Genomic DNA, 3,039 nt, shown 5'->3' with positions numbered 1-3,039 from the left:
GTGCGGCGCGGATGCGCGTCATGTCAGCGCCCGGACCGAAGGCGAGCTTGGCCATCACCGTGTTGAAGCCGGTATCGCCGGCAAGGCCGAGATAGGTCTTGGTGTCCTGGGCCTGCAGCAGGCGCTTTTCCGCCTCGCGCACGGCGCGCATAACCGGCGTCTTGCCGTCGCGATCCTTGTAGACGCCGACGCCGAGATCGACTTTGTCGGGGCGCGGATCGGCGCGATAAAGGCCGATCAGGGCCAGGATCTTGTCGGCGGGGGCGGGCTGCAGGGTCTCAAACATCGATAGGGCTCCAATGGCGGCGGAGTGATACGCAAATCGGTCGCGTTTCGCCAGCGGTTTTAGCTAGGTGCTCCAGCCCGAGACGGCTGGGAAGCCTGCCCTGCGCGCTCATGGATGAGGGTTTGAAGGGAAACCTATTGATGCGCGTCGGAAATGACCAGCCGGCACGAGCAGAGCGATCACGCCATCCTCTGCGCCGGCATGAGCGCTTCCGTGCGTAATTTCGGCTTTGCCTCGGCCAGCGGTCAGCGGTCAGCCCCCGCCGGGCCTGTCTTTCACAGCCTGCCGCAACAGCCAGGCGACCGCGCCCAGCACCATCAAGGCCAGCCCGAACCATGTCAGGGCATAGACCAGATGGTTGTTGTGGAACGAAACGACCGTCAGGCCGCCGACCGGCCACCCTCCCGGATTGGGCGTGGCATCGGCATCGATGAAATAAGGAGCGACCTGCCCGATGCCTTGCTTGGCGGCGATCGCCTGTACATCGCGCGAATACCAGCGGTTGGCAGCCGGATCGTTGGTGCGCAGGAAGCCGCCTTTCGGTTCGCTGATGCGCAACAGGCCATGAATTCCGGTGTGATCGCCCGAGGGCTTGCCTGCGAAGCGGGTTGCCGGATCGCGCTTGTCCGTCGGCACGAAGCCCCTGTTCACCAGAATCGTGAAGCCATCATCCGCTCGGAACGGCGCCATTACCCAGAAGCCACCGCCGAGATCGGTGACCGCCTGGACCAGGGTCTCGCGATCACCGAGAAACCGGCCCGTGACGACGAGGCGGCGATACTCGTCATCCCTGGCGTTGATCGCTGGCCAGGCCGAAGGCGCCGGGGCGGCCACGGGTACTGCCTTGAGACGCTGGTCGACACGCTCGATCAGGTCGAGCTTCCAGACGCGGCGCTCCAGCTGCCAGATACCGAGCGCCGAGAACCCTGCGATGCCGATGGCTCCGCAAAGGCAAAGCATCAATAGCGTCCATCTCGAACGCGTAACCCTTTGGCCGTCGCCTGTATTCGGATGCGGTGTCGTCCGCGCCTGTTCGTCCAAAGCCAGGTCCCTCTCTCAGGGTATCTGACTCATGTCATGGCCGGGCATCATGTTGACGTTCAGATGGTACATGACCCAGAGCGAGCCCGTCAGCGCGATCATCACCAGGATGAGGGTGAAGATCAGCGCCATCATGGTCCAGCCGCTCTCCGACCTGGTGTTCATATGCAGGAAGAACACCATGTGGACGATGATTTGCACGACGGCGAAGGCCATGATGGCAATCGCCGACGCCATCTGATTGCCGAGCGCGTTGGTCATGACCAGCCAGAAGGGAACGGCGGTCAGCACGACGGACAGGCCGAAGCCTGTCAGATAGCCGGCCAGCGAGCCGTGATTGACGCCGTGATGCGCGTGGCTGTGGTTGCTGGTGTCTGTTTGGTGCCCGGCGCTCATCGCAACATTCCCATCAGATAAACGAAGGTGAAGACGCCGATCCAGATGACGTCGAGGAAGTGCCAGAACATGCTCAGGCACATCAGGCGCCGCTGGTTCGCGGCGATCAGCCCATGCCTGGAGACCTGCACCATCAGCACCACCAGCCAGACCAGGCCGAAGGTGACGTGCAGGCCATGCGTTCCGACCAGCGTGAAGAACGACGAAAGAAAGCCGCTGCGCTGCGGCGTCGCCCCCTCGTGGATGAAATGGGCGAATTCGTAGAGTTCGATGCCGAGAAAGGCGAGGCCGAACAGGCCGGTGATCACCAGCCACACCTGCATCGGCCTCACTCGCCCTTTCGCCATCTCCAGCATCGCGAAGCCGTAGGTGATGGAGGACAGGAGCAGCATGGTGGTGTTGAGCGCGACCAGCGGAAGATCGAACAGGTCCTTCGGCGCGGGCCCGGCGGCGTAGTTGCCACCGAGCACGCCGTAGACTGCAAACAGCATCGCAAAGATGAGGCAGTCGCTCATCAGGTAGATCCAGAAGCCGAGCATGGTGCTGCTGCCGCTCTCGGCATGGCCGTGGTCGTCTTCCAGGTGGAAGATCGTGTCGTCGATCACCGTGTCGGCGTGTGCCATGGTGCTCATCCCGCCTGGCTGGTGGCTGCGAGCAGGCGTGTCCGCTCGTCCTCGACGCGGGTGACGTCGCTGGACGGAATGTGGAAGTCCCGGTCGTAATTGAAGGTATGCGCGATGGCGTAGCCGATCAGAGCAACGAAGCTCACGATCGCCAGCCACCAGATGTACCAGATGAGCGCCACGGCAAGCACCACGCTCAACCCAGCCAGAATGACGCCGGCTCCGGTGTTGCGCGGCATGTGGATGTCGTGGAAGCCCGTCAACGGACGCTGGTAACCGCGATTCTTCATGTCCGCCCAGGTGTCGAGATCGTGGACGACCGGCGTAAAGGCGAAATTGTAGGCCGGGGGCGGCGACGAGGTTGCCCATTCGAGTGTACGCCCGTCCCACGGATCACCGGTGTCGTCGCGAAGCTGCTCGCGCCGGCGCACGCTGACGAAGATCTGGATGAGGAAGGACAGGATACCAAGGAGGATCAGGAAGGCGCCAAAAGCGGCGATGATGAACCAGATCTGCAGCGAGGGATCCTCGAAGGTGCGTAGCCGGCGCGTTACGCCCATCAGGCCGAGGATGTACAGCGGCATGAAGGCGAACCAGAAGCCGACCACCCAGAACCAGAAGGACATCTTTCCCCAGAACGGATCGAGCCGGAAGCCGAATGCCTTGGGGAACCAGTAGCTGATACCGGCAAAC

General features: G+C 62.8%; 5 protein-coding genes. All 5 read right to left on the bottom strand.

What is annotated here, in order from left to right:
- Positions 1 to 286 (bottom strand): aminotransferase class I/II-fold pyridoxal phosphate-dependent enzyme (locus EN994_RS24685; RefSeq protein WP_127307871.1); only part of this gene is annotated, 286 nt, incomplete at its 3' end.
- A gap of 252 nt (positions 287 to 538) precedes the next feature.
- On the bottom strand, positions 539 to 1,246 hold the full coding sequence (locus tag EN994_RS24680; RefSeq protein ID WP_063168041.1) for an SURF1 family protein: 708 nt from the start codon (positions 1,244 to 1,246) through the stop codon (positions 539 to 541).
- A 96-nt stretch (positions 1,247 to 1,342) separates the two neighbouring features.
- Positions 1,343 to 1,723: a cytochrome o ubiquinol oxidase subunit IV gene (gene cyoD, locus EN994_RS24675; RefSeq protein ID WP_013531503.1), complete on the bottom strand. Its 381-nt coding sequence runs from the start codon at positions 1,721 to 1,723 to the stop codon at positions 1,343 to 1,345.
- On the bottom strand, positions 1,720 to 2,346 hold the full coding sequence (cyoC, locus tag EN994_RS24670; RefSeq protein ID WP_013531504.1) for a cytochrome o ubiquinol oxidase subunit III: 627 nt from the start codon (positions 2,344 to 2,346) through the stop codon (positions 1,720 to 1,722). The genes cyoD and cyoC overlap by 4 nt, the downstream gene beginning before the upstream one ends.
- A gap of 5 nt (positions 2,347 to 2,351) precedes the next feature.
- Positions 2,352 to 3,039, bottom strand: a 688-nt coding sequence (locus EN994_RS24665) for a cbb3-type cytochrome c oxidase subunit I (protein ID WP_206530490.1), incomplete at its 5' end; no start/stop codon positions are given.

Origin of the sequence: Mesorhizobium sp. M7A.F.Ca.CA.002.09.1.1, from assembly GCF_003998555.1 — a bacterium.
Lineage (GTDB): Bacteria > Pseudomonadota > Alphaproteobacteria > Rhizobiales > Rhizobiaceae > Mesorhizobium > Mesorhizobium ciceri.
This window is presented reverse-complemented; position numbering and strand designations above follow the sequence as displayed.

What these genes read in the sequence shown, in the direction of transcription:
- EN994_RS24680 (WP_063168041.1), bottom strand. Translation starts at nt 1,246, where the DNA reads ATGCTTTGCCTTTGCGGAGCCATCGGCATCGCAGGGTTCTCGGCGCTC.
- cyoC (WP_013531504.1), bottom strand. Translation starts at nt 2,346, where the DNA reads ATGGCACACGCCGACACGGTGATCGACGACACGATCTTCCACCTGGAA.
- cyoD (WP_013531503.1), bottom strand. Translation starts at nt 1,723, where the DNA reads ATGAGCGCCGGGCACCAAACAGACACCAGCAACCACAGCCACGCGCAT.